Origin of the sequence: Rugosimonospora africana, assembly GCF_016862975.1 — a bacterium.
Lineage (GTDB): Bacteria > Actinomycetota > Actinomycetes > Mycobacteriales > Micromonosporaceae > Rugosimonospora > Rugosimonospora africana.
Window position 1 is genome coordinate 140,227 of sequence record NZ_BONZ01000009.1, and the last position, 19,811, is coordinate 160,037.

At 68.3% G+C, this 19,811-nt stretch carries 18 protein-coding genes and 1 tRNA gene; 8 read left to right on the plus strand and 11 right to left on the minus strand.

Annotated elements, in window-relative coordinates; genetic code table 11:
* The first annotated feature begins 124 nt into the window (after positions 1-124).
* Together Raf01_RS04535 and Raf01_RS04540 are read left to right on the plus strand one after the other, a co-directional pair.
* Positions 125-658, plus strand: coding sequence for a M48 metallopeptidase family protein (locus Raf01_RS04535; RefSeq protein WP_203916430.1), 534 nt, complete (start codon positions 125-127; stop codon positions 656-658).
* A gap of 3 nt (positions 659-661) precedes the next feature.
* Positions 662-1,270 carry a hypothetical protein gene (locus Raf01_RS04540; protein ID WP_203916431.1) on the plus strand — a complete coding sequence of 203 codons (609 nt, stop codon included), beginning with the start codon at positions 662-664 and terminating at the stop codon, positions 1,268-1,270.
* Between the two features lie 421 nt (positions 1,271-1,691).
* Here the strand turns inward: Raf01_RS04540 and Raf01_RS04545 are convergent, their stop codons facing one another.
* Positions 1,692-3,008 (minus strand): zinc-dependent metalloprotease, encoded by a 1,317-nt coding sequence (locus tag Raf01_RS04545; protein ID WP_505973661.1) that lies wholly within the window; start codon positions 3,006-3,008, stop codon positions 1,692-1,694.
* Positions 3,009-3,208: 200 nt separating this feature from the next.
* Here Raf01_RS04545 and Raf01_RS04550 point away from each other — a divergent pair, with 200 nt between their 5' ends.
* From Raf01_RS04550 to Raf01_RS04560, 3 genes are all read left to right on the plus strand, one after another.
* Entirely contained in the window at positions 3,209-4,237 is a 1,029-nt protein-coding gene (locus Raf01_RS04550) for a YlbL family protein (protein WP_203916433.1), read from the plus strand.
* Between the two features lie 106 nt (positions 4,238-4,343).
* A complete protein-coding gene (locus tag Raf01_RS04555; RefSeq protein WP_203916484.1) occupies positions 4,344-7,301 on the plus strand; it encodes a UPF0182 family membrane protein in 2,958 nt (985 codons plus the stop codon).
* A gap of 121 nt (positions 7,302-7,422) precedes the next feature.
* A tRNA-Met gene (locus tag Raf01_RS04560) sits at positions 7,423-7,499 on the plus strand.
* Here the strand turns inward: Raf01_RS04560 and Raf01_RS04565 are convergent.
* A complete protein-coding gene (locus Raf01_RS04565; protein ID WP_203916434.1) occupies positions 7,478-7,639 on the minus strand; it encodes a hypothetical protein in 162 nt (53 codons plus the stop codon). The genes Raf01_RS04560 and Raf01_RS04565 overlap by 22 nt on opposite strands.
* A gap of 764 nt (positions 7,640-8,403) precedes the next feature.
* Between Raf01_RS04565 and Raf01_RS04570 the strand changes: the two genes are divergently transcribed.
* A complete protein-coding gene (locus Raf01_RS04570) occupies positions 8,404-9,507 on the plus strand; it encodes a calcium:cation antiporter family protein (protein WP_239133369.1) in 1,104 nt (367 codons plus the stop codon).
* Positions 9,508-9,754: 247 nt separating this feature from the next.
* On the opposite strand, the gene Raf01_RS04575 is transcribed toward Raf01_RS04570, so the two are convergent.
* The 5 genes from Raf01_RS04575 to Raf01_RS04595 all read right to left on the minus strand — a co-directional run bounded on the left by Raf01_RS04575 (position 9,755) and on the right by Raf01_RS04595 (position 14,488).
* Entirely contained in the window at positions 9,755-10,738 is a 984-nt protein-coding gene (locus Raf01_RS04575) for a CU044_5270 family protein (RefSeq protein ID WP_203916435.1), read from the minus strand.
* On the minus strand, positions 10,735-11,379 hold the full coding sequence (locus Raf01_RS04580; protein ID WP_203916436.1) for an RNA polymerase sigma factor: 645 nt from the start codon (positions 11,377-11,379) through the stop codon (positions 10,735-10,737). The genes Raf01_RS04575 and Raf01_RS04580 overlap by 4 nt, the downstream gene beginning before the upstream one ends.
* Positions 11,380-11,640: 261 nt before the next feature.
* Complete coding sequence (locus tag Raf01_RS04585) at positions 11,641-12,573, minus strand: NAD-dependent epimerase/dehydratase family protein (protein WP_203916437.1); 933 nt, start codon at positions 12,571-12,573, stop codon at positions 11,641-11,643.
* A gap of 611 nt (positions 12,574-13,184) precedes the next feature.
* Positions 13,185-13,871 (minus strand): TIGR04222 domain-containing membrane protein, encoded by a 687-nt coding sequence (locus Raf01_RS04590; RefSeq protein WP_203916438.1) that lies wholly within the window; start codon positions 13,869-13,871, stop codon positions 13,185-13,187.
* A 71-nt stretch (positions 13,872-13,942) separates the two neighbouring features.
* Positions 13,943-14,488 (minus strand): DinB family protein, encoded by a 546-nt coding sequence (locus tag Raf01_RS04595; protein ID WP_203916439.1) that lies wholly within the window; start codon positions 14,486-14,488, stop codon positions 13,943-13,945.
* A 184-nt stretch (positions 14,489-14,672) separates the two neighbouring features.
* On the opposite strand from Raf01_RS04595, the gene Raf01_RS04600 reads away from it, so the two are divergent.
* Both Raf01_RS04600 and Raf01_RS04605 read left to right on the plus strand, forming a co-directional pair.
* Positions 14,673-15,290: a DUF5317 family protein gene (locus tag Raf01_RS04600; RefSeq protein WP_203916440.1), complete on the plus strand. Its 618-nt coding sequence runs from the start codon at positions 14,673-14,675 to the stop codon at positions 15,288-15,290.
* A 402-nt stretch (positions 15,291-15,692) separates the two neighbouring features.
* A complete protein-coding gene (locus tag Raf01_RS04605) occupies positions 15,693-15,956 on the plus strand; it encodes a hypothetical protein (protein WP_203916441.1) in 264 nt (87 codons plus the stop codon).
* 80 nt (positions 15,957-16,036) lie between these two features.
* On the opposite strand, the gene Raf01_RS04610 is transcribed toward Raf01_RS04605, so the two are convergent.
* From Raf01_RS04610 to Raf01_RS04625, 4 genes are all read right to left on the minus strand, one after another.
* Positions 16,037-16,225 (minus strand): hypothetical protein, encoded by a 189-nt coding sequence (locus tag Raf01_RS04610; RefSeq protein WP_203916442.1) that lies wholly within the window; start codon positions 16,223-16,225, stop codon positions 16,037-16,039.
* A gap of 76 nt (positions 16,226-16,301) precedes the next feature.
* Positions 16,302-17,210, minus strand: a complete 909-nt coding sequence (locus tag Raf01_RS04615; RefSeq protein ID WP_239133370.1) for a carbohydrate ABC transporter permease — start codon at positions 17,208-17,210, stop codon at positions 16,302-16,304.
* Position 17,211: 1 nt separating this feature from the next.
* Positions 17,212-18,240 carry a carbohydrate ABC transporter permease gene (locus Raf01_RS04620; protein ID WP_203916443.1) on the minus strand — a complete coding sequence of 343 codons (1,029 nt, stop codon included), beginning with the start codon at positions 18,238-18,240 and terminating at the stop codon, positions 17,212-17,214.
* 99 nt (positions 18,241-18,339) lie between these two features.
* Entirely contained in the window at positions 18,340-19,620 is a 1,281-nt protein-coding gene (locus Raf01_RS04625; RefSeq protein ID WP_203916444.1) for an ABC transporter substrate-binding protein, read from the minus strand.
* Positions 19,621-19,811: the final 191 nt, after the last annotated feature.

Genomic DNA, 19,811 nt, shown 5'->3' on the forward strand with positions numbered 1-19,811 from the left:
ATCAGCGATAACTTGGACCTTATCGGCGGCGGTCATCAAGTTGAGGCTTGCCTAGGGTAGGCGTCCGCCCGTTAGCGTGCCCACGTGACCCGATTCGTTGGTGCTTTGGTGATCTAGGCCGGTCATGGCCAGCATCCGGAAGCCGGTTGTCGAGGTGCGACGCAGCGAGCGCCGCCGCCGCACGGTGTCCGCATACCGGGACGGCGAGCGAGTGGTCGTGCTGATCCCGGACCAGTTCTCCCGTGCCGAGGAGCGGGAGTGGGTCGACCGGATGCTGGAACGGCTGGCGGCGCGTGACCAGCGGGGCCACCGCTCCGACGAGGAGTTGGCCGCCCGAGCGGCCCGCCTGGCCCACCGGTACCTGGCCGGCTACCCGGCGGCCGCCCGGCCGGCCAGCGTCCGCTGGGTGGGCAACCAGAACGGTCGCTGGGGCTCGTGCACCCCGGCCGACCGGTCGATCCGGATCTCGGATCGGATCATCGACATGCCCGACTGGGTGATCGACTACGTGATCTTGCATGAGCTGGCCCACCTGGTCGTGCCGAGCCACAGCTCGGCTTTCTGGACCTTGGTGGCCCGTTACCCGAAGGCCGAGCGGGCGCGCGGCTACCTGGAGGGGGTCTGTGCGGCCTCCGGGGAGCCCATCCATGAGGATTGACGGGTGACCAGCCCCTCGCCGTCCCGGCGCACCGTCGTCGTCCCGCTGTCCCCGCCGTCTTGGACGCCGCCCGGAGTCGACCCGGCGAACTGGCGCCGCGCGCTCGCCGAGGACGTGGTGGACCTGCTGGCGACGCTGGCCGAGGTGGAGCCCGCGGTCGCCGTCACGGCGGAGGACCGGGGGCTGGCGGACTCAGTGGTCTGGCCAACCATGCGGGTGTACGAATTGCCGGTACTCACCGCAAATGCGATCTTCAAGGCTGCCGGGGCGGACGGGTACGAGCAGGCGGCCGTTGTCGCGCCGGACGCCCCGGACCTGCCCGCGATGCTGATCGGCAAGCTGCTCCGGCCGCTGTCGAGCCGGCCGCTGGCGGTAGCGCCCGGCGCCACGGGTGGGCTGCTCGGCCTGGCCGCCCGGCTGCCGGTGCCCGGCTGGCTGCCGGAGATCGACCTGGCGGGCGAGGCGGCCGCGGTACGGGCGGCGGCCCCCGGCCCGGGGGACGTCTCGATCGTGCCGGGCTGGCACCGGCTGAGCGGCCCGGACGGGCTGGCCAGGCTGGACCCTGAACTGGAGGGCTGGGAGGCCACTCGCGCCCTGCTCAGCCCCGCCTAGACCGGTCAACGGCCGGGTTGAGCGGAGGTCCCGACCCGCCCGCGCGCCGGTGTGCCGCCTCGGTCCCGCCGGATAGGCCCGGTCGGACCGGTTTCAGGCGGTCCGGCCGGTTTCGGGTGGTCGGGCCGGGCAGGCCGTCAGGCCGTCGCGGTCGAGCCGCCGGGCCGGCGGACCTCGGGGGTCAGGCGGTCGGGCGGGTCTCAGGTCAGGCGTGACATCTCGGTCGGCTTGAGCTGGGCCGGGCCTCAGGCTGAGCGTGACGTCCCGGTCGGGCCGGATGGGCCGGGTCTCAGGCTGGGCACCCCGATCAACGGCCGGGCACCCCGATCAACGGCTGGGCACGCTGATCAACGGCCGGGCGCGCCGGCCCGCGGCCCGGTCGCGACGTCCGTCGCGTCCTCCGGGCCTGGTCGTGCGGGTGTCAGGACTGCAGCTGGGGGCCGGACCCGGCCTCGCCACCCTTGTCCTCTTCGCTCCCCGGCCCGCCGGTCCCGGGCTCGCCCCCGCCTTCGCCGGACTCCAGCGAACCGAAGTCGAACGAGTCGATGTCGCCGAGGTCGAGTTGGGACCGGGCAAACCCCTCCGGGTTCGCGAAGTCCTCTTCGCTGGGCAGCAGGTCGGGGTGGCCCCACAGGGCGTCGCGCCCGGCGATGCCGCGGTGTTCGGTCAGCGCCGACCACAACGCGGCGGCCTCGCGCAGCCGGCGCGGCCGCAGCTCCAGCCCGACCAGCGCGGCGAAGGTCTGCTCGGCCGGACCGCCCGCCGCCCGCCGGCGGCGGAACGCCTCCGCCAGCCGTACCACATCCGGCAGCCGGTCACCGGCGGCGCTGTCCACCACGTGGCAGACCCAGCCCTCGACCAGGGCCAGCGCGGTCTCCAGGCGGGCCAGCGCGGCCTTCTGCTGCGGGGTGTCGTCCGGCGTGAAGATGCCCTCGACGGACAGCTCCTGCATGGACTCCGGGTTGCCCGGATCGAGCCGGCCCATCGCTTCCTCGATGGCCTCCCGGTTGACTCGGATGCCGGCAGCGTATGTCTCGACCGCGGTCAGAACGTGGCCGCGCAGCCACGGAACGTGTCCGAACAGTCGCTGGTGGGCGGCTTCGCGCAGGGCGACATACAGCCGTACCTCGTCGGCGTCGAGTTCCAAGCCCTCGCCGTACGCGCTGATGTTCGCCGGCATGAGTGCGGCCGTGCCCGCCGGTCCCAGCGGCAGGCCGATGTCGCCGGCGGAGAGCACCTCGGCCGCGAGTGACCCCAGCGCCTGGCCCAGCTGGCCGCCGAACAGCGCGCCGCCGAGCGTGGCGACCATCGACTGCATCGGGCCGAGCTGGCCGCGCATCTCCTCCGGAACCAGGTCGCCCATGGCGCCGACCATCCGGCCGGCGACCGGGTCGCACAGCTTGCGCCACACCGGCAAGGTCCGGGTGATCCACTCGCCGCGCGACCATGCCTGGACGTTCTGGATGCCGGACGGCAGCGCCGACGCCGGTTCCAGCCACAGGTCGGCCAGCCGCAGCGCGTCGGTGACCGCCTGGTATTCGGCCTCGGTGACCCGCGGGTCGCCGGGTGGAGGCTCCGCGGCCTCCGCCTCGACCGCCGGGCTCAAGCCGAGCCCGCTCGCGATCGGGCCACCACCGGTCAGCGTCGCCTGCGCCACCTGACGAGCCAGATCCCAGTTGACCGGCCCGCCGCCAGAGCTGGAGAACAGCTGCTGCAACTGCCCGAGAAACTGCTGCATCTGGGCCGGGTCGTTAGGGTCCGGCGCGGCGCCGCCGGGAAGTCCGAAGCCGAAGGGCGTGTCAGGCACGATTCAACCGTACGCGTCGCGGGCGATAGAGTCCCGTGCCGGGCGTTCGCCTACGGGGGAAGTCAGGGAATATCAGCCCCGGACAGTAGGCAAGTCAGGGAATGTCAGTCCGAGACAGTAGGCTTCGCCGCATGAGACGCCGTGGCGCCACCCTTCTCGTGGGCGTGGTCGTGCTTGTTGCCCTGGTGTTGGGGTCCTTTGTCGGGATCTCTGTGCCCTATGTGGAAGAGGGGCCCGGCCCGACCTGGAACACTCTGGGCTCGGCCAGCGGCAAGCAGTTGATCTCGATCTCCGGCGGCGCCACGTCCAACTCCACGGGTCAGCTGCGGATGGTCACCGTGGGCGTGGAGGACCAGATCAGCCTGTGGCAGGCGATCCGGGGCTGGCTCGATCCTTCCGACGCGGTGGTGCCGCGCGAGGTGATCTACCCGCCCGACCAGACCACGCAGCAGGTCGACCAGGAAAACCAGCAGGAGTTCACGGATTCGCAGAATTCGGCCGTCACGGCGGCGCTGCGCAAGCTGGGCTTCCCGGTCCAGGTCGGGGTGCAGTCCGTGGTCGGTGGCGAGCCCGCCGATGGGCACCTGCGGGCCGGTGATCTGATCACCTCGGTCAACGGGCAGCAGGTCACGTCCGTGGAGAAGCTGACCTCGTTGATCAAGGCCAAGCCGGTGGGGACCGCGCTGAATATCGGGTACACGCGGGACGGTGCCGCGGCCACCACGACGATCACCTCCGACAAGGCGAGCGATGACACGCCGCAGATCGGGATCCACGTCTCGCAGAAGCAGCCCAGCCCCTTCACGATCAAGTTCAGCCTGGACGACGTGGGCGGTCCGAGTGCCGGCCTCATGTTCTCTCTCGGCATCGTCGACAAGCTCACGCCGACCGACCTGACCGGCGGAATGACCATCGCGGGCACCGGCACGATCGACGACGAGGGCAACGTGGGCCCGATCGGCGGCATCGCGCAGAAGATGCGGGGGGCGAAGCGCGACGGCGCGACCGTCTTCCTGTCGCCGGCGGACAACTGCCCGGAGGCGGCGGCGAATGCGGTGCCGGGCCTGGAACTGGTCAAGGTATCGACGCTCAGTGACGCCCTGACGGCCCTGGGGAAGCTGCGCGACCACCAGACCCCGACCGGATGCGGCGGGAGTTGACCGCTTCTCGCAGGCCGTCGCCGCTGGTCTCGGTCCGGCCACGGAAGGTGTCGCCCCGGGGTGACCCGCGTGATTGAGAATCACCTCGTACCCTGGTGCCGTGGTAATGCGAACCCCCCTGCCCCGGATGAGCCGCCGCGGCCGGATGACATTGATCGTGCTGGCCTGCGTCGTGGTCCTGTTCATCCTGCTGGGCTGGCTCGTGAACGCCTGGACCGACTACCTCTGGTTCTCCGAGGTGAGCTACACCGAGGTGTTCACCACGGTGTTGCGGACCCGGCTCGGGCTGTTCGCGATCTTCGGGGTCGGCATGGCGCTGGTCGTGTGGATCAACCTCTGGCTCGCGTTCCGGCTGCGGCCCATGCTCCGCATGCACTCCACCGAGCAGCAGTCGCTGGAGCGGTACCGGGGGATCATCTCGCCCCGGTTCGGGCTGTGGTCCGGGCTCCTGGCGGCGGTCGTCGGCCTGTTCGGCGGACTGTCCGCGCAGGGCCAGTGGAAGCAGTGGCTGCTGTTCTCCAACGCCCAGTCGTTCGGCACCAAGGACCCGCAGTTCGGCGTCGACCTCGGCTTCTACGTCTTCCAGTACCCGTTCTGGCGCTACCTGCTCGGGGTCGGCTTCACCCTGGTCGTGCTGTGCGTGCTCGGCGCGCTGGCGATGCACTACCTGTTCGGCGGGGTGCGCCTGCAGGGTGCCGGCGAGCGGATGACCGCCGCTGCGCGTGCGCACCTCACCACGCTGGTCGCGCTCTTCATCGTGCTCAAGGCGGTCGCCTACTTCCTCGACCAGCGCGGCCTGCTGCTCGCTCACAACGACGCCACGAACCTGTACGGCGCCGGCTACACGGACGTCAACGCGCTGCTGCCCGCCAAGGAGATCCTGGCCTGGATCTCGGTGGTGGTCGCCGTGGCGATTCTGGTGTTCTCCAACGCCTTCATCCGTAACCTGGTCTGGCCCGGAATCGCGATCGGTCTGCTCGCGCTGTCCGCCATCGCGGTCGGCGGCATCTACCCGGCCGCGGTCCAGACCTTCACCGTGAAGCCGAACCTCCGCGACAAGGAATCGGCGTACATCGAGCGCAGCATCGACGCGACCCGTGACGCCTTCGGCCTGGGCGACGTGCAGACCATGCAGTACCCGTCGTCCGCCGCGGTACCGCCGGAGTCCCTGCTGTCCGACACCGACACGGTGGCCAACATCCGGCTGCTCGACCCGTCGATCGTGTCCAACACGTACACCCAGCTGCAGCAGGTGCGTGGCTTCTACGACTTCACCCAGAAGCTGGACATCGACCGGTACACCACCGACGGCAACCCGCAGGACTACGTGGTCGGCGTCCGGGAACTGGACTACAACAACCTCACCCCGCAGCAGAGCAACTGGCAGAACCAGCACACCGTCTTCACACACGGGTACGGGTTCGTGGCCGCGCCGGCCAACCAGATCGTGTGCAACGGCCAGCCCGAATTCGTCTCCGGCTTCCTCGACTCCCAGACCGGCCAGACCAACTGCCAGTCCTCGAACGATCAGATCCCCGTCTCCCAGCCGCGGATCTACTACGGCGAGAACATGAACTCGTACGCGATCGTCGGGAAGGCTCAGAACGGCAAGGACGCCGAGTACGACCGGCCCAGCGGCTCCAACGACCAGTACGTGACCTACTCCGGCAGCGGGGGCGTGTCGGTCGGCTCGTACCTGCGGCGCGTGCTGTACGCCTACAAGTACAAGGAAACCAACTTCCTCATCTCCAGCGTCTTCAACGACAACTCGAAGATCCTGTACGTGCGCGATCCCCGCCAGCGGGTGCAGAAGGTCGCGCCGTTCCTGACTCTCGACGGCGACCCGTACCCGGCCGTCGTCAACGACCACGTCGTGTGGATCCTCGACGGCTACACGACGGCGTCGACGTACCCGTACTCGCAGCAGATCGACCTCCAGTCGGCCACCAGCGACACCCTTACCGGCGAAGGCAGCACCCGTCAGGCGCAGACCGACATCAACTACCTGCGCAACTCGGTGAAGGCCACGGTCGACGCGTACACCGGGAAGGTCACCCTGTATGCGTTCGGGCAGTCCGACCCGGTACTCAACGCGTGGAACAAGGCGTTCGGCGGCCACCTCATCCAGCCGAGTTCGGCGATCCCGACAGAGCTGGCCAAGCACTTCCGGTATCCGGAGGACCAGTTCAAGGTTCAGCGCGAACTGCTCACCCGGTTCCATGTGAAGGACCCGAGCCAGTTCTACTCGGGGCAGGACTTCTGGCAGGTACCGCAGGATCCCGCGCCCGGCACGGCGGCCAACCAGGCGCCGTACTACCTGCTGGCGAAGTTCCCCGGGCAGAGCCAGACCACGTTCCAGCTGACGTCGGCGATGACGCCCCGCGGCAGGCAGAACCTGGCCGCGTTGGTCACAGGCTCGTACGTGGACGGGAAACCGAAGCTGGAGATACTCCAGCTACCACCGGACACGCAGGTGTCCGGGCCGGGGCAGGCCGACCAGAAGATGACTAACGACAACTCGGTCAGGCCACAGATCAGCCTGTTGCAGAACAGTGCCACGGTCATCTACGGCAATCTGCTGTCACTGCCAGTAGGCGGCGGCATGCTGTATGTGGAACCGTTGTACGTACAGAGCAAGGCGCAGAACGCCTATCCGCAGCTGAAGTACGTGCTGGTGAACTTCGGCCAGTACGTCGGCTTCGCGGACAGCCTGCAGGGCGCACTGACGCAACTGCTGAATTCGGCGAAGTCGGCCGGCGCGACACCGCCTACCGGTCCGCCGCCGTCGAACGCCAACCAACCGCCGCCGGCACAGACGAACCCGGAAGTCGACGCGGCGACGCAGCGCATCGACAAGGCCCTGACAGACCTGAAGTCGGCTCAGCAGTCGGGTGACTTCACGAAGTACGGGCAGGCGCTACAGGAGCTGAACGACGCGATCACGGCGTACCAGCAGGCCCGCCAGTCGGCGAGCGCCACGCCGTCGCCGTCGGGTACGCCGTCGCCGAACTCGTCTGGGTCGCCGTCCCCGTCCGGTACGCCGTCGGCGCCGCCGTCCGGGTGAGCCGGGGCACTGGTGTCCGGGCCGGAACGCTCAGGTTCTGGCCCGGAAAACCGCCGGTGACGTGCGGATCCGGAACCGTTTTGCGGTCGGGGATAGCGGTGCGCTAAGGTTATCCAAGCGACGCGGGGTGGAGCAGCTCGGTAGCTCGCTGGGCTCATAACCCAGAGGTCACAGGTTCAAATCCTGTCCCCGCTACCACGGGAGAACGGCCCGCCGGAGATCATCCGGCGGGCCGTTCTCGTCATATTGCGAACGGATTCGCTAACGGCGTCGTCGGCCTGGTCCTCATCGCCGCCGAGGAACACCGCCGCGATCGTGCCGGCGACTTCCCGGTCCATGCCGGGTAGGACGTGTTGATAGACGCTGGCGGTGAACGCCTCGGAGGCGTGGCGAGTCTCGCGCTGACAATTTTGAGATGTACTCCGGCTTTGAGTGCGGCGGTGGCGTAGCTGTGCCGCATGTCGTGTAGCCGGATGTGGGGCAGCCCGCAGCGGAGTGACAGGCGGTTGAACCTCTGGCGGATCACGTCCGGGTGTACCGGGCGCCCGTCCTCCCATACGAAGACCTTGTTGGTCTCCTGATAGTCCCGGTCGAAGAAGGTCCGTTCCGATTGTTGTCGGGCTCGCCATTCGCGCAATCCAGGGCCGGCCAACGTAGCCCGCACAGTTCGCCACGACGCAGGCCGATGATCGCGGCGAGGAGGTAGAGCGGGTAGAACCGGTCCTCTCGTACGGAGGTGAGGAAGGTTCGGAGTTGGCCGGCGGTCCGGACGGTGGGCTTGCGGCGTCGCACCTTGGGTGGCTTGACGTGCTCGGCCACGTTCTCCATCACGTAGCGCCAGTTGACCGCGTTGGCCAAGGCAGTGTGCAGCATCACATGGATGTTCCGGACGGTCTTCGGTTGCAGCCCGGTCGACCGGGCTACGGGAACGGCGCGAGCGTCAAACGGCATAGCGCGTTGCAGTAACGGATGATCAGCGTCTGTCGATCACTGCGGTTGTTCCAAGACGCGACGCGCTCGCCGTCGCCTCAGATGCCGCTTTGAAGTTGCCGATTCTGGGACGATCGTTAGGTATCAAATGACGGGGCGGAGGTTCGCGGCGTTGATCGAACACCGGTCGCAGGGTGACCGGACGCTGACCGTATCGGACCTAGTGATCGTCGTTGGTGGGGTCGCCGCGGTCGTGGCTGCCGCGGCGGCCAGGTACGCACCTGCTCCAGCGCTCCTTACCTTTGTCTGGTCCGTCCTCGGTATCGCGCTCATGGCCGCGCTCATCGCCCGGGCGGTGGAGCAATTGGGTGACCGGCTCGGTGCTGGCGCCACGGGTGTCCTGCAGAGCGCCGTGGGTAACGTTCCTGGAATCGTCGTTTCCTACTTCGCGTTGCGTGACGGCCTGCTCCTCGTGGTGCAGTACACGATCATCGGCTCGATGGTGGCGAACCTGTTGCTCATATTGGGCGCCACCTTCCTTGTCGGAGGCTTGAAGAACCGGACCCAGAGGTTCAGGCAGGGCCGGGCTCTTGACTTGTCCGTGCTGCTGATCTTGTTTAGCGCCGCCGTGCTGCTGCCCAGCCTGGCGCGCCTGACACACATCCCGGTCGTGTCGCACGCGCGCCTACTGTCCGCCATAACGGCGGTGGTCCTCCTGATCATTTTCGCCTTGTCGCTGCCGAGGTCACTGAGCCGTCGGCCCCGCCGCCCCCTATCGGCCGAAGCCGCCGCGACCGGGGCCGTCCCCGGAGCGCCACGCTGGCCGCTCTGGCTCGCGATCAGCATGCTCATCGCGGCCGGCGCGATCTCCGTGACGGTCTCCGCCTGGTTTGTCGACGCGCTGACGCCCGGCGCCGCTGCGTTGCACATCTCCCAAAAGTTCGTCGGTCTAGTGATCATCGCGATCGCCGCCAACGCCATCCAGAACGCCGTCGGCCTCCAGTTGGCCTTTCGCAACCACGCGGATTACGCGCTGGCCGTAGTCACCCATAGCCCGCTGCAGGCCGCGCTTCTCGTCACGCCAGCGCTGGTGCTGCTTAGCTTCACCACAGCCACCACACTGACGCTGGTCTTTGCGCCGATGCTCGTCGTTGCCGTGTCAGTCGCCGTGGTGGTGACCGCCCTGGTCGTGTACGACGGCAAGTCAAGCTGGCTGTCGGGTCTGGGCCTGATAAGTCTGTACGCCGTGTTCACGGTGGTGGTCTGGTGGACCTGACCGGTTAGCGAGACCTGTTGAGACTCCGCGCTGGCTTCCCATAACCCAGAGGTCACAGGTTCAAATCCTGTCCCCGCTACCAGGGAAAATGGCCCGCCGGAGATCATCCGGCGGGCCATTTTCGTAGCCCGTGGACCGCACTCGTGACCCGCTGCCGCGCTATCCACCGACCTCGTCGTCCGCGCTAGCACGGCAGCGGGCCCTGGTGATGGTGCGGTCACCAGGGCTCCGCGCGGCTGCCGGCGCCCTACTTGGGCAGCGTGTCGGTCCACTCGGACGTGAGCGTGAAGTCGCCGCGCCCCGCAGCGAATTGGAGCGATCCGTCGGGCGAGACGATGAAGTCCGTCCGGCGCACCTGTGCGCTCGTGGGGTCGATGACGAGTCGGGCCGCCGGCAATTCGGCGAAGGTGATCCGTAGGCCCAGCCCGCCGTCAACTTGACCGAGGCTGGTCACGTTCGGGTAGGCGGCGATGGCCCGGAAGGCTGCGGCGCGCACCTTCTGCGGAGCGGGCAGCTGGGAGACAAGGGAAATGAGGCTTTCCAAGACGGCCTGCTGCTTCTGCTGCGCGGCGGTCAGATCCCCGCCGCTCGAGCGAACGTCACCGTTGCTGATGATCTGGTCGATGGACGCCTTGAGCGCAGCCGGCTCGGTCGGCAAAGCCTGAATCTGTTCGTAGCTGACCTTGGCCCCGCCGAGCACGAACGGATTCAGCTGCTCAAACTTGGTTACGGTGCCGGCGTTTTTCTCGCCCCTGAACCAGGTCTGTCCGTCTCGGCCGTTCCACATCTCAAACACGGATGGTTTGCCGTCGCCGCCGTCAGAGACCACCTTCAGGTACCAATAATTGCCGGCACCGTTGGGCAGGTGTTCCGCGGTAGTGGCGGCGGCGAGCAGGATCTGCTGGCCGGACAGGGACGTGGCCGCCGCCGTGTTGGAGGCGCCAGGGAGGGCGCGTGAGGTCGCCGTGCCGCCGATACCGCCCGCCGCGACCGCGACGCCGGCGATGGCTGCGGTCGCGGCCAGCGCCGAGGCCAGGTAAGCGACTCGGCGTCGCGATGCCCGTCGCGGTCGCTGCGGGGCGGGCCGCAGATCTTGCTGGATCTGGCTCATCACGAACTCCTGGATGTGTAGGTAGCGGTCGCTCGGCAGCTCCGACTCCGCCGGCTCCGGCAGCAGCCAGGCCAGGTCCTCATATTCGTGTGGGTTCGATGGGGTCGAGGTGGCGTTCATCGGGTGGTCTCCTGGGCGAACCGGACCGCGATCGTGCGGTCAGCTACTACCTGTCCGTGGCCGGCGGGTGGTCTCGAATTTTCTGGGGGCGGTCGGAGTTTTCCGGTGCCGACGAGCTTGCGTAGTCGCTCACGTGCCCGAGACAGCCGGGAGCGCACCGTGCTGGCCGGCACGCCGAGCGCTTCGCCCGCCTCCGCGTAGTCCAGCCCGGCACCGACGCATAACGCCAGCACCTCGCGTTCGGGCTTGCGCAGCGCCTGCATCGCGGTCTGCACCAGCGCCACCCGCTCTCGGTTGTCGATGCGGGCGGCCACCTCCTCGGCGAAGTCCGGCTCCACCGGCTGCCTGGGAAGCCGGGCCAGCGCGAGGTCGTGCCGACGGGCGGCGCGACGCATGTTATGCGCGACGTTCGTTGCGATGCCCAGCAACCACGGGCGAAGCGATCCGTCGATGCTGACATCGACCCGACCGCGCAGCCGCCATGCCTCCAAGAACGTCAACGACACCACGTCCTCGGCCGACGCCGAGTTCGCGGTCAGCCGGAAGGCGTGGTGGTACACCAACCGGGCGTACTCATCGAACAGTTCCCGGAACGCACTGGGATCTCCGTCGTGAACCCGGACACGGATGGTCTTCTCCACAGACACAAACTGTCCGGCCAAGCGGCAAGCTCTCAGTGACACGCGTCACACCCAAGCCGTGGAGCGCCCCTGCCGCGCTGCGCCACACCCGAAGGGAATGTCATCGGGGGAGGCCGTCCTGTAGCCAGATCTGTAGCCATGTCGAGCAGAGACGGGGTGATCGGGGTGAGACGGCGTGAGAGGGATTCGCGACATCCGGTCTCATGGCGGAGACGTCGGGCACGGCGCGCCCGCCCTCGCGGGACGGGCGCGCCGCTTCGATCAGTTGAGGTACGCGTCCAGGAGGCGCCGCTCCTCGTCGGCGGTGAACATCGGCTCGGCGGTCGTTGTCGCGTCCCGCACGGTGTCGGCCAGTGGCCGCACCGTCAGACCCGCGTCGAGCGCCCGTGTCACGTCGACCCGGTTGGCGGCCGCCCAACCCGGCGCGGCCACCCACATCGGTACACCCATCCACGGGTCGACCCCCGCGTCGAGCAGCCACCGGGTGGGCACCCAGACCAGATCGGCCGGCCCGCATGCCCGCAGCAGGTCGCCCATCGTCATGACCGGGCCGGCGACGTTGCACACGCCGCTCCGCTCGACGCCGGAAACGACGAACTCGGCCAGGTCGCGTACGTCGATGTACTGCACCGGATCGTCGGGCGCGCCCGGTGCCAGAACCTGTCCGCCGCGTGCGATGCGGCGAGGCCAGTAGGTGAACCGGTCCGTCGGATCGTGCGGACCGACGATCAGACCCGGCCGGGGGATGAAGGCCCGATCGCCGTACGCGTCGAGCACGATGCGTTCGCAGGCGGCCTTGCGGGCGCCGTACAACGAACCGGGGTCGAGTCCGCCGGTCAGTTCGATGACGGGGGCATCCTCGTGCTGGCCGTCGGTGGTGTTGTGGTCGGCGTACACGGAAAGGGTCGAGACCAGGACGTAGCGGTCGACCCGTTCGGCGAGCGCGCCCACCGTCGCGCGTACCGACTCGGGGCGGTAGGCGGCGACGTCGATGACCGCGTCCCACTCGCGTCCGGCCAGCGTGGACAGGTCCGCGTTCCGGTCGCCGTGCAGCGTCTCCACGTCCGGATAGAGGTCAGGGTTGGTGATGCCGCGGTTGAACAGGGTGAGGTGGTCCCCGGCGCGCAGAGCGGCGTCGACAACGGCGCGGCCCAGGAAGCGGGTACCGCCGAGAACCAGAATGGTGCGGGACAACGTGTTCTCCTCGGAAGAGAGAGATGGTCTTCCGGGGCTCGCGAGCGCTTGGGCGTCAGGCGGCGGCCGGAAGCAGGGCAGGGCGAACTTTCAGCGCTGATCCGCGCAATGTCCTCACCTGTCCTTCACGTGTCGCGCGCCGGTGATGGCGCCGGGTCAGGCTACCAGAGCCGGGATCCGGCTCGTCACGGATATTGATCGGGAGAGACGGCACGGATCATCCGGCGGAGCTGGGGCGCTGATGTGGTTGCCCCGCAGTCTTGCCCCGGTGTCGTAGCTTGCGCTCATGTCGCTGAACGACGCGGATCTCGCGAGGGTCCGCGGCACCGGGGCGTATCGGGTGGCCGTGTGGGTGGCCCGGCTGGCGTTCGTTCTGATGCCGCGCCCAGCCACTGGTCGCCGTACGGGCCGCCGGACGGCGCCTTGGCGTAGAGCCTGTACGACCCGGCGGCCAGCGGGCCCACGGTGACCCTGCCCTCGGCGCACCAGAACCTGACCCTGAACATCACGGTCGGCTGATTGCCGGCGCACCAACGTCGAGGGGGGCCACCGGCCGACCAACCCGATGGCCCCTCGACGCATCGAAGCGGGTCGTGCCGGTGATCGTGCCTTTAGCGCCACCGTCCCCGCCTCGCCTCGGGAAAGTCGAGCCGGCGCGTCCACTTTCCGCCGTCGAGCAACCCGGCGTCAGCGGCGAACGTGGGTAGGAAAGCCAGCAGTGCTGGCCGGCCAAACAGGGCCACGCCGAAGCCGACCTTGTCGGGGACCGCGCTGTACCCGGCGGCGGAACCATCACGGATCATCGTGGCCAGGCTTCTGTTCCGCGCCCGCAGCGCGTTCAGCGCCCGACTGCCGGACCAGGTTCGGCGAGGCAGAAACCAGAGGGCCAGTACGACGGATGCGAGGACCAGAGGAATCCCTACCTCCTGGCTGGCCGGCCGAGCCGCGACGCACGGCACCACGGTGAGAGAGGCTACTGGCAGCAGTATTCGGACCGACCGGGCCCGCAAGTAGCCCTGCCGCACCAGCCTCAACTCGACGTCCTTGACCACCTGCCGAACACGCGGTTGGTTGGCGAGCTCCCGCGCACCCATCGTGCCGTACAGGTCACTGAATAGTGCCCGCTCCAGCATGTGGTCGCCGGAGGGTGCCACGCCGGTACGCCGGATGCGTCCAGGCGGTCCGGCAATGAGCCGCCCACGAGCGGCCAGCATCGCCAATGCGGTTTGCGCCGCGGCCCACCGCCCACCACGCAGCAGGCCGATCTCGGTCGGCCCGAGTTGCTTGGCTTCCTTCACTCATCACATGGTGACCATTCACCGCAAGCCGGCCGGGTTCGGCCTGCTGGCAGCAGATTTGGTAAGAACCGCTACTGGCCGACCCTGCCGTCGATCCGCTCGCGCAGCACGTCGGCGTGGCCGAGGTGGCGTGCGTACTCCTCAACGCAGTGAATCAGCACCCAACGCAAGGACAGCGGTCCGCGCCACTCGTCGGGTACGGAGAGGCCGAAGTCAGCGCTTCGGACGAACCGGTCGGTGTACTCCGCCTCCTCCCGCCACGCGGCCCAGGCGGCGGCCACGACCTCCGGGTCCGGTACGGCACCGTCAAAGTCGCCGTCCGGGTCCTCCCGCGACGAATACAGCGAAGCCGTATCCTCCTGGGCGAGCCCGCCGCGGAACCAGCCCCGCTCCACATCGGTCAGATGGCGTACGAGCCCGAGCAGTGACAGCTTGGACGGCTCCAGCGAGCGGCGGGCCAGGTCTGCCGGCGTCAGGCCGGCGCACTTGAGTTCCAGCGTCGCGCGTTGCCATCGCAAGAACCCGAGGAGCGTGCTGCGCTCATCGGCCTGTCCGGGAGCGTCCACGCGTGGGTCGTCGTTGAGGTCTACGAACATGTCGGCGAATCGGCTGGCCATTCCGCCAGCATCGGGGCAGCCGATGCCCGGCGCCACCGATTTCTGATCACGCTGTCGCTGATTCGCCTATCCGACTGAGGCCGGTCTGAACCTCGACATCGTGGTTCCGCGTCGCCGGGGAGCGTCGGTACGGTTCGGGCGCTTGACACACCAGCCGATTACCGACGGGGGAGGTGAGGGCCCGATGTCCATCCGTGCGGCCTTGCTCTACTGCGTACCGCCGATCCTCGGTGTCGTGGTCGGCTACCTGCTGGGCGGCAGGCTGCGACGCCTCGCTGGCCTTCGGCTGCGGGCGCTGTGGCTGCTCTGGATCGCCGCCGCCGGCCAACTGCTGGCGTTGCGCCTGCTGACCGGCGTACCCGCCGGATTGGCGGTCACCGTCGCGTTCGGGGCGGCCGCCGTGTGTCTGGCGGTCAACCTCAGACATAGCCGCACGATTGCGCTGACCGGCTTGCTGGTGCTCACCGGTGCGGCCCTCAACGGGGTCGCGATTCTGCTCAACGGTGGGATGCCGTACTCGCCCGGCGCGGCGGTGCGGGCGGGTCTGCCGCCGGACGCCGAGACCGTGAAGAACGCCGCGGCACACGCGGGTACGCGCCTCGCACCGCTTGGCGACGTCATCGCGGTACCGCCGATGCACGCGGTCGTCAGCGTCGGAGATCTCCTCATCGCGCTCGGGATCGTGGCTCTGGTCGCGTCGTCGATGCGCCGCCGCGCGCTGTCTCCGGCCGGCTCGGGTCTCGACGCGCCGCCGTTCGTTGCTGGTTCCGTTTCCGGCATGCGAGGGGAGGTGACGACATGACCCTGACGCTGTTCGTGCGCCGCGCGGCTCTGGTGGCGCTCACGCTGGCTTCGCTTGCCATCGTGCTCTACACCCTCGGCGCTCCCTACGAACTCGGCGGCTGAACCGTCGGAACTGAGCTTGTTGCGAGGGGAGGTGACGACATGACTCTCACGCTGTTCGTGCGCCGCGCGGCTCTGGTGGCCTTCACCCTGGCTTCGCTTGCCATCGTGCTCTACACCCTCGGCGCTCCCTACGAGCACGGCGGCTGACCCAACCGGCCTGCCCGACGACTCCCTGTCGCCGCCAACGGCTTCGCATGGGTTCCGGTCAGCGTCACCGGGTGACTACTGTGGGCGTGCGGCGGCATGTCCCGCCGCACCGCTTCGCGACCGGCAGCCGACTGGGAGGGACGGAGCAACCATGGCCACTATCGAGGAAGTCAAGGCGGGCCTGGGGCACGCCGCGCAGGAAGCGGGCACGATCGCCGGGCAGGCGAACGCCGCGGCCGAGAGCGCCGACCGCATGGTCGCTCGGCTTCAGGCGGTCGCCCAGGGTACGAACCATCCGAAGGTCGCCGAGGCGGTGGCCCGCGCCCAACAGGCCAAGCAGCTTCTCGCCGAAGCGGTCGTGGCGGCGCAACAGGCGGCGCAGGCGGCCCACGAGTACATCGTGGTGCTGGGCTGAGGCGGTTCGTAGCCGATCTGCATCCAAGGGGTCAAGGCCGACGGCATGGGCCCGGGCTCCGCAGGGACCCGGGCCGGCCGTCAGCTCTTACGCCAGAAGTACACCGCCACCGCCAGGATCACCGCGAACCCCGCCAGTACCAGTGCCGGCCGCAGCGCAGGCTGGCCGCGGACCTCGGCCACCACGGTGACGATGAACGCCACCGCGGTGAAGAAACCGAGGATCCCGACGACCATCTCGAGCCGCTGCGCGCGGGCCCTGGGGTGCATGTGCCCTCCCTGTTTGGCCCGTCTTCCCGGGCCGCTTGACCGGCCCGCCCAGAAACCGGGCGGGAGTGGCCACGGCCTAACCCTTCACGCCGCCCGCCGTCAGGCCGGCCACGATGCGCCGTTGCAGCAGCAGCACCATGATGACCAGCGGTACGGTGACGATCGTGCCGGCGGCCATGACCGCCGTGTAGGGCTCCTGGTGCGGCTGGCTGCCGGTGAACTGAGCGACGGCGACCGTCACCGGCTGCGTCTTGTCGTTCGACAGCTCGCTGGCGAGCAGGAATTCGTTCCAGGACGAGATGAACGCCAGGATCGCCGTGGTGAACAGTCCCGGCGCGGCCAGCGGGAGGAGCACCTTCCGGAACGCCTGCCCCGGCGTGCAGCCGTCGACCACTGCCGCCTCTTCCAACTCCCACGGCAACTCGGCGAAGAAGGCCGTGAGCGTGTAGACGGTCAGCGGCAGGGCGAACGAGATGTCGGGGATGATGAGCGCCTGGTACCCGCCGATCCAGTGAACGTTCGTGAACAGCTGGAACAGCGGCGTCAGCAGCGCGACCCCGGGGAACATCGACGCGCCGAGCACCAGGCCCAGCACCAGATACTTGCCGCGGAAGTCCAGCCGCGCGATCGCGTACGCGGCGAAGCACCCGGCCGCCACCGCCAGGATGGTCGTGCACACGCCGATGATGAGGCTGTTGATGAGCGCTCGGCCGAAGTGGTTGCCCAGGCTGGTGGAGAACGCGGTCCTGAAGTTGTCCAGCGTGATGTGGGTGGGCCAGGGCGTCGTGTCGAAGGTGTACCCGACGTTCCGGAAGGCGGTCACCACCATCCAGTAGAACGGCGCCAGGCAGAAGACGACGATGATGACGATACCCAGGTAGCTGCGGGCCGCCGCGAACGTGAAGCGCCGGCGGGGGCGCATCGCGGGCCGGTCCGCTGCGGAGGCGAGGCCCCCGCGGCCACCCACCGCGGTTGTCGAGGCCATCTCAGATCGTTCCCTTCTGCTGCCGCTGCTGCGTCTGGACCACGTGGGCGCCGAGGAACTTCACGAAGATGAAGGCGACCAGGAAGATGAGCAGGAACGTCAGTGTGGACAGCGCCGCCGCGCTGTTGAAGCCGCCGCGGATCTGGTCGACCACGAGGATCGACAGGGTGGTGGTGGCGTGTCCGGTTCCCCCTCCGCCGCCGGTGAGGATCGCCGGCAGGTCGTAGATGCGCAGGGCGTCGAGGACGCGGAACAGGATGGCGACCATCAGCGCCGGGCGTACCAGCGGCAGCGTCACCTTGGTGAATCGCTGCCAGGAGTTCGCGCCGTCAACCCGGGCGGCCTCATAGGTCTCGGCCGGGATCACCTGGAGCCCGGCCAGGATGAGTAGCGCGATGAAGGGCGTGGTCTTCCAGACGTCCGCGATGATGATGGCGAACCGGGACGCCCACTCGCCGCCGGTCCACAGGATGTGGGTGTGTAGTACCCGGTTGGCGATGCCGTCGTACGCGAAGATGAAGTACCACAGCTTCGCGGTGATGGCCGTCGGGATCGCCCATGGCACCAGGACGCTGGCGCGCAGCAGTCCGCGGCCGCGGAACGCCCGGTTCATCACCACTGCCATCCACATGCCGAGAAGCACCTCGATGACGACTGTGGCGAGGGTGAACATGAACGTGGTGCCGACCGAGTCCCAGAACTCGGCGCCGAGAGTGCCGGGTGGGCAGGACGCGGTACCGCACCGCTGGAGGATCCAGTGGGTGTAGTTGGAAAAGCCGGCGTTGCCGCCGCTGACGAACATCCCGGTCGCCTTGTCCAGTCCGGGATCCTTCTGGAAGGACATCACGATGGCTTTGACCACCGGATATCCGATCACGGCGGCCAATAGGATGATGGTCGGGGCGACCAGGTAGATGCCGCGCCTACCCTCACCCCGGTGGAGCGAGGCACCCCGTTTACGTTCTGGAGCGGACGCCTGCGTTTGCTGCTCGGCCGTGTCGCCTGTGCTGACGCCGGAAGTGACGGACATGTATCCCTCCCTCTACGGGCATAAACGCCGGTCGCCCCCGGCGGTGGTGGTGATGATGCACGGTGGGGCCGGACCCTGACGGGTCCGGCCCCGAGAGCGTCAGGAACCGGCAGCCTTGATCGCCGCTTGCATGTCCTTCAGCGACTGGTCGACGGTCTTGTCACCCTTGATGGCCGCGTACGCGTTGGTCTCGATGGCCTCGGTGACGGCCGGGTAGAACGGCGTGACCGGGCGCGGTACGGCGTTGTTGAGGGATGCCTTCAGCGTCGGCAGGTACGGAAGCTGCTTGACGAGCGTCGGGTCGTCGTACAGGGACGAGATGACGGGCGCCAGCGATGCCTTGACGGCGAACGTCTTCTGCGTCTCCTCGCTCGTCAGGAACTTGATGAAGTCGAACGCGGTGGCCTTGTGCGCCGAGTACTGGCTGATCGCCGCGTCGTGGCCGCCGAGGCTGGACGCGCCGGGCTTGCTGGCGTCGATGCCGGGCAGCGGTGCGACAGCGAACTTGTCCTTGACGACCGAGCTTCCGTCCGTGGTCGCGAGGCTGTACGCGTACGGCCAGTTGCGCATGAACAGCAGCTTGCCCGCCTCGAACGACTGGCGGCCCTGCTCTTCCTGGTACGTGATGGCCTGCTGCGGGATGTTGCCGTTCTTGTACGCGTCGACGAGCATGGTCAGACCCTTGGCCGCCGCCGGGGTGTCGACGTCGGGGGTGCGCCCGTCGGACTTCACGATCTCACCGCCGGCCGTGTTGATCGCCTCGGCCGCGTTGACGGTCAGACCCTCGTACTTCGCGAACTGGCCGGCGTAGCAGTCCATCTTGTGAGCCTTGGCGATGGAGCAGTCACCCATCATCTCGTCCCACGTCTTCGGTGGGGTGGGGACGAGGTCCTTGCGGTAGTAGAGCAGGCCGCCGTCGGAGGACTGCGGCGCGGCGTACACCGTGTTGTTGTAGGTGCCGGTCTTGACCGTCGCCGGCAGGAACGGGGAGGCGTCCAGGGCGAACTGGCCGGTCAGCGGCTGCAGCCAACCCTTTGCCGCGAACTCGGCGACATACACCACGTCGACGTTGACCACGTCGTAGTTCGCGTCCTTGGCCTGGAAGTGCTGCACGAGGTCGTCGTGCTGCTGGTCGGCCTGATCGGACTGCTCCTTGAAGGTGACCTGCTCGTTGGGGTGGCTCGCGTTCCACTGCGCGATCAGCGGTCGGATGACGTTGTTGTTGTCCTTGCCCTGCACATAGGTGATCGGGCCGCGGGCGTTCGTGTTCTTGCTGGCGTTGTTGGAGTCGTCGCCTCCACAACCTGCCATCGCGACAACAAGTACGCCCGCGCCAAGCGACGCCATGGCGGCGGAGAAAACTCTGGTTCGTCTGATCACTGCTTACTCCTTCACGTGTCATACCGCTCGATGGAGCGGACGCATGGGGAGGGAGACTGGCGGCACCGCGGTGGGGTCGCCCGGCCGGTGTCACTCACGCGCTGCGGGTTAGCTGCCAACCAAAATCTGTGTCGAGTGTCGGGGGTGGGATCGTTCGTGCTGAATCGGATTAGCTGAGACTCCACCCGGTC